Here is a 6,509-nt window from a genome sequence, read left to right as displayed (position 1 = left end):
GGGCACCATTTCGCTTGGATTGGTAGACGAACACGGTGAATCGAATGCCGCCTTCGGAGCCGCGTCTGCTCATGACGATGCGGTCGTTTTGGGTGCAGATTTCTTGGCACCATTGAACGATTCCATCGCAATGTACGGTGAAACTAACCTGACAACTCCTGCGGACACTGGAACCGTTGATGCTTTTCTCGGTTTGGTTTGGTATCCGTTTGGCAATGCAAAAAGCGCTCACCACGCCCAATTCGCTCCGCTGCTACCCGTTGCCGCACCAACTAGTTTCTCGGTCGACCTGGTTCCTTAAGCAGCCCATTTCAATTGTTACAACCCTAAGCGTTTGACAAAAAAGTCACGTTACAACGGGGTTCAATCGCTGTTTAATGCGATTTTGACGTCATGCGACAAATGCTGAGCCACATTTTTTGGTGATGTTCGGCAAATCAGGACTTTCGCGTGCGCGGTCCAATCTTCGGGTGTCACATTCCTCTTGTGATGTGACTCATGCTCAGCGATGCCACCCTCGACGTCCAAATTGCTTCGACTCCTCTTCGGATGATTTCCGCTGGGATTGATGGAGAAATTGTCGTCGACAATGGTGATTTTGAATGGCGTGTGCTCAACCGAGCCACTCCCGACCGCATCGAGCAAATCACTTTGCAGTCCAGTTTGTTTCCGCTGGTCGACCACCGGTGCATACGCACAGCGATACCATCGCATTCCGACAACGGCGTCTTGGAGCTCAAACTCGGCATTCCCCATGGACTGGATCCAATCACGGACCGTCTTTCGAACCGGGCCGCTGGACTGGAACTACTTGCCAGACTTCGTATCTCGGCGCAGCTAGTAGACTCTTGCGCCGAAGCCCATCGGGTCGGTTTGCACCAAGGTGGATTTCATGCCTCCACAATTCTGGTTTCGGCCGCTGGCGAACCATCGGATGTGTCGATTCACGTCGACTTCACCGGGACTCGATGCACGGATGGAATCGAGGAGACGGACCAGTCAATCGAAGGTGATCTGCATGGCCTGAGAGACCTATTGGCTTGGTTGCTTGCCGACATTTTCGACAGCAAACTTCCAGACAACGTTTCGGCACATCTTCGCGGTCGTCAGCGTGTCATCCTCAAGCAATGGCTGCAGAATTCGGACGATCACCCGGCGCCTTCGCTGGGGCAATGGAAGTCGCTCTTTGAGCCCTTCGCAGATAGAGCGAAAGAGGAAGCTTCGGTCGACACCACCGGTGTGATACAAACACCGTTCATCCCCATCGGAACAGGCAGCACGAGCCGATGGACCAAAGATTCTGCTGGAGGAAACCAGGTCACTGAGGTCCCTCAACAACTGGGACGCTTTCAAATCCAAGAACTGATTGGCGAAGGTGGAATGGGATCGGTTTACCGAGCCATCGATCGCTCCAACAACGAAACGATTGCGATCAAAGTCCTGCGAAATGCCGGCAAAGACATTGCCCACGCGATCCGTCGCTTCCGCAAAGAAGCCCGTCTGCTTGGCAATGTGCAGAACGAACATATCACCCAGTTCATCGACGTCGGGGAGGATGCAGGCCTTCACTACTTCGCGATGGAATTCGTCGAAGGAATCGATCTTAAGACGTGGTTTGCCGAACAGTCCGAGTTGTCGGAATCAGAAGCACTTTCGATCATCGCAGACCTTTCGCGAGCTTTGGTGGATGCACACTCGCAGGAAGTGATTCACCGGGACATCAAACCAGAGAACGTTCTACTGAAACTTCGCGACGATGCAACGTCGCACGCCGACGAGTTGTTATTTACGGAGCGTCCTTACAGCGACTTCCAACTCAAACTGACCGACTTTGGGATCGCTCGTCACATCAATCAATCTGAATCGATGGAAGTGACGCAGGCGGGGTCGGTCATCGGCACCCCCAAGTACATGTCACCCGAACAATGCAAGTCATCTGACGAACTCGGGCCGACCACTGATGTCTATTCCATTGGGATCACGTTATTTGAGCTGCTGACTGGATCGGTTCCCTATCAAGCCGACGAATTCATGAAGCTCGCCGCGATGCACTGCTTCGATCCGGTTCCATCGGTTCAGAAACGCAATGCAAAAATCAGCGATGCGTCCAGTCGAATCGTTCAGCGCGCGATGGCAAAGGATCCAACTCAGCGATACGGAGATGCTTCCCAATTACTGACGGATGTTCTGCAATTGCTGCGAGGCGACACAGCCGATGTGCAAGCCCACCCACGCCTGCCGGATGGCCATCTGGAAAAGAAGCTTTGGCAGAAAACTGCTTCTTGGCACTTAGAAAGCGAACCGTCCAATCTGTGGCCGCTTGTATCCAACACCGAACGACTGAATGAAGCCGTTGGCTTGCCCGCAGTTGAGTACCGAACCGAAAAGGATCCCGAACTCGGTCTCCGCAAATTTGGATCATTCACACTCAGCGGTGTTAAAGTCTCTTGGGAAGAACATCCGTTTGAATGGATTGAAGGCCAGCGGATGGGCATCCTTCGCGAATTCGACTTGGGGCCCTTCAAATGGTTCATGAGTGTGGTCACGCTCGAACCACATCCCGATGGCGGGACCCAGCTTTCGCATCAAATCCGAATCGAACCTCGTAACTTTCTGGGACGTGTCTTGACGACCGTCGAAGCGGATTGGAAGGGTTTCCGGAATCTCGACAAGGTTTATCGGCGAATGGATCGCTCACTGAGAGGCAAATTGACGTCCACTCAGGGCAGTGATCCCTTCGTTAGCACTCCTAAAATGTCGAAGTCCCGAGAGCAACGTTTAATTCAACGCCTGAGCCAAGTGGTCGAAGCGGGCGTGCGTCCCGAAGTCGCTGACTGCTTGGGCAGAGTCGTGAGAGAGTGGTCCGCGCAAGAACTTGCTTCGCTGCGTCCGTTGGTTCTGGCCGATCAATGGAAGATTCCTAGCACCGAAATGATTGATGCCTGCTTGATTGCCGCCGACGCAGGAATCCTAAATCTCCAATGGGAAATCCTCTGCCCAATCTGTCGCGTCTCAGCCGAAAGCACCCGGCAACTCGCCGAGATTGAAACTCACACGCATTGCGAAGCCTGTGACGTGGACTTTCAATCCAACTTGGCTGGTGCAATTGAGATGGTGTTTCAATCGCATCCTGAAATTCGCGAAGTCAACACGGGCAAATATTGCATCGGAGGCCCGGAACATTCGCCCCACGTGGTTGCCCAGGTCCGCATCGAAGCCGGTGAGTGTTTGCGGTTGCCGATTGATCTTGATGCCGGCGACTATCTTCTTCGTGGACCGCGGCTTCCCAATACACAAAGCGTTCGGGTTCAATCCACTTCGGCTCCTTCCACCTGGGACGGATCGCTCACTAGCTTTGGTTCGACTCGCCACATTCCAAAACTTCGTGCGGGTCGTCAAACAATAACGTTGCACAATGATTTGGACACGCTGCAAGTCGTTCGAATCGAACGCATGATCCCTCGAGGTGATGTTGTGACCGCGGCGACGGCTTCGGCACTTCCAATATTCCGCAAACTCTTTCCTCATCAACGATTCGCTGGCAACAATCCAATCGTCACGGAAACGATGACGTTTTTGGCTACGTCAATCAATGACATTGACGAACTCTACACTTCGCTGGGTGAATCAGAAGCGTATGCTGCCATCCATGGCCACCAACACAATTTGGAAGCGTGCATTGCCGGTTCGGGTGGCACGCTGGTCAAAACAATTGGTGAAAAATCGCTCTCGTCTTTCGCCACCCGGGAAGACGCGATTGTTGCGGCGGAGCGTCTACGAACAGAATGGCTCGACTCAAACCTCGCCGACATTTCGCTGGGCATTGGTATTCATAGCGGCCCCACCTTGGTGACAACGCAAAACAACCAACTGGATTATTTCGGCAGTACAGTTCGCGCTGTCTTCGCACTGCCTGAATTGGCTGGCGACGGAACCTTGCTGACCGAAGCGATCTACGCTGACCGCAGCTTGGCCGATTGTCTGAAGACTCTCAACCACCAAATCGAGTCCGTGGATCTTCCAGGAAGTCCCAACACTCGAACGAAACGTCTTGATTTCCCCCCTTCCGACACGACATCATGATCACCCAATCACAACCAACGACTCAGTGGGTCCTGACCGAATACGGCAGCGGGAACCAACAACGTCGCACGATCAAAGTTCCCAGTCGTATCGCAACTGTCGGCCGGACTGACGATTCGGACCTATGCATTGCAGTCTCTTCCGTCTCCAAACAACATGCGAAAATTTGGGTCGAGGAAGATGGACTGCACGTCGAAGATTTGGGCAGCACCAACGGAACGCATCACAACGGGCGTCCAATTCAAGAAGCGACACTCGCCGAAGGTGACTTGCTGCAATTCGCGAACGCCGTTTTTCGCGTTCAATGTCAGCAAGAAGAATTGCCCGACGGAACAATGGAAGAAGGATTGATTCCTTGGGCACAAACATTGATGACGTTCGAGCGTCTACTTTCACAACGTGCGGTTGTCCCTCACTACCAACCGATCATCACCATGGATCGTGCTTCAACACCAGGCTACGAGGTCTTGGCCCGAAGCGACCTGCCTGAACTGAAAAGTCCCGCCGCGATGTTTGAGGTCGCTGAGCGTTTGGGCCAAAACGCCGCGCTCAGTGAACTGATGCGTGATGAAGCCTCGCGGCGATTGAAAGCAGCCGACAAAACCAACGCAAAAATCTTCCTCAACACGCATCCCGATGAGATGGGTACAGACCGATTGTTCTCATCCCTGATGGAACTTCGCAACCGATACCCCTCTATCTCATTCAATATCGAAGTTCATGAAGGCGCGGTGACGCACGTCGACGCGATGCGGACATTCCGCGATCAGTTGGCTGACCTGGGCATGCAACTGTCATACGACGATTTTGGAGCCGGACAGGGTCGACTGTTGGAGCTGGTGGAAGTCCCACCGGACATCCTCAAATTTGACATGCAATTGATACGAAACATCGACCAGGCTTCCGCCGCTCGCCAAGATCTCCTGCAATCACTCATTCGCATCGCGCAAGATTCAGGATCAATCACCCTCGCAGAAGGTGTCGAAACAGAGGGAGAACACGAGACCTGCGTGCAGCTTGGCTTTGAGCTTGGACAAGGATTCTTGTACGGCCGCCCAGCGACGATTGAACACGTCCTCTAAATCGAAACGACGACCTACACATCACGTGAAATAGCACATCCAACATGCCTTTTTTCCCGCAAGGCGTCAATCTCGATTGTCTATGATTGATATCAACGTGGGACCGAATGCATCGCCAACCGGTCCCAGCGTCGGATCGCGGGGAAAGCCCTCGCTCGCATGGTTTGATTTGTTGGACGAAGATGCCAAAGCAGAAAGCGGTCGCTCTCCTCATCGAAACATCCAATGCGTATGCGCGTGGATTGCTTGGCGGAATCGCCTCCTACATCCATGAGCATGACCTCTGGTCGATCTACTTGGTCGAACAGGAACGTGGGGCGGCCCCTCCGACTTGGTTGAACGACTGGGATGGCGATGGGTTGATCGCGAGAATCGAGAACGAGGAAATCGCAAGTTCGGTTCGCAGTCTGAAGATCCCCGTGGTGGATGTCAGTGCCGCTCGCCGCATTCCCAATATTCCATGGGTGGAAACCAACGATGTCGCGATCGGCGAGTTGGCCTACCAACACTTTCGCGAACGCGGGTTTGAAAATTTCGCGTTCTGCGGTGAGTCTCGATTCAATTGGTCGATCCTGCGTCGTCAAGCCTTCGAGGCCCGAGTAAAAGAAGACGGGTTTCAATGCCAGTCTTTCAATTTCAATGTCGACGACCGACGCCCTCAATCACTCAAGCGTGAGCGTGATCGATTGGCTGAATGGGTGCTGTCACTCCAACATCCAATCGGAGTGCTGGCATGTTACGACATCATGGCACAGAAGATCTTGGACGTTTGCCGCTTGCACGGCATCAAAGTCCCCAGCGAACTCGCTTTGCTGGGCGTCGACAATGATGAACTGCTGTGTGACTTGTGCACGCCGCCACTTTCCAGCGTTGTGCCCGCCGCTCACCAAACGGGTCGCGAAGCGGCATCGTTGCTGGATGCGATGATGCGGGGTGAAGAAGTTCACGCTGAGCCTCATTTGATCGAACCGCTCGGCGTGGCAACCCGCCAATCGACCGATGTGCTGGCCATCAAGGATCCAGAGATCGCCGCCGCGGTTCGTTTCATCCGCGATCACTGCTGCGACGGCATCAACGTGCAAGACGTTGTGAAAAAGGTGCCCCTGTCACGGCGAGTTTTCGAAAGCCGATTCCTGGCTTTGATGGGACGCACACCTCACCAAGAGATCACACGCCGCCGAATCGAACGTGTGCGGTATCTGTTGATCGAAACTGACCTGACGCTGGTTCAGATCTCTCGGCGGACCGGATTCCAGAACCACGAGTACATGAGCGTCGCGTTCCGGCGAGCCATGGGCCATCCACCGGCGACCTACCGGCGCAAATTCCGGAAGATCTAATCGG

4 protein-coding genes are annotated in these 6,509 nt (G+C 53.8%); all 4 read left to right on the top strand.

The features are described from left to right. Nucleotides 1–301: hypothetical protein (locus B2R17_RS26610; protein WP_286766376.1), on the top strand; the 301-nt coding region annotated here is incomplete at its 5' end. Nucleotides 302–498: 197 nt separating this feature from the next. Next, nucleotides 499–4,083, top strand: a complete 3,585-nt coding sequence (locus tag B2R17_RS26605) for a protein kinase domain-containing protein (RefSeq protein WP_286766375.1) — start codon at nt 499–501, stop codon at nt 4,081–4,083. Then, a complete protein-coding gene (locus B2R17_RS26600) occupies nt 4,080–5,165 on the top strand; it encodes an EAL domain-containing protein (RefSeq protein ID WP_286766374.1) in 1,086 nt (361 codons plus the stop codon). The genes B2R17_RS26605 and B2R17_RS26600 overlap by 4 nt, the downstream gene beginning before the upstream one ends. A gap of 182 nt (nt 5,166–5,347) precedes the next feature. Then, complete coding sequence (locus B2R17_RS26595; RefSeq protein WP_008665096.1) at nt 5,348–6,505, top strand: xylose operon transcription regulator XylR; 1,158 nt, start codon at nt 5,348–5,350, stop codon at nt 6,503–6,505. Nucleotides 6,506–6,509: the final 4 nt, after the last annotated feature.

It is taken from the genome of Rhodopirellula sp. UBA1907, from assembly GCF_002337565.1.
GTDB classification, from domain to species: domain Bacteria; phylum Planctomycetota; class Planctomycetia; order Pirellulales; family Pirellulaceae; genus Rhodopirellula; species Rhodopirellula europaea.
Note: the sequence above shows the minus strand (reverse complement) of the source record. Positions and strands in the feature narration are given on the sequence as shown.

Coding starts and splice junctions, on each gene's coding strand:
- B2R17_RS26605 (WP_286766375.1), top strand. CDS start 499: ATGCTCAGCGATGCCACCCTCGACGTCCAAATTGCTTCGACTCCTCTT.
- B2R17_RS26595 (WP_008665096.1), top strand. CDS start 5,348: ATGCCAAAGCAGAAAGCGGTCGCTCTCCTCATCGAAACATCCAATGCG.
- B2R17_RS26600 (WP_286766374.1), top strand. CDS start 4,080: ATGATCACCCAATCACAACCAACGACTCAGTGGGTCCTGACCGAATAC.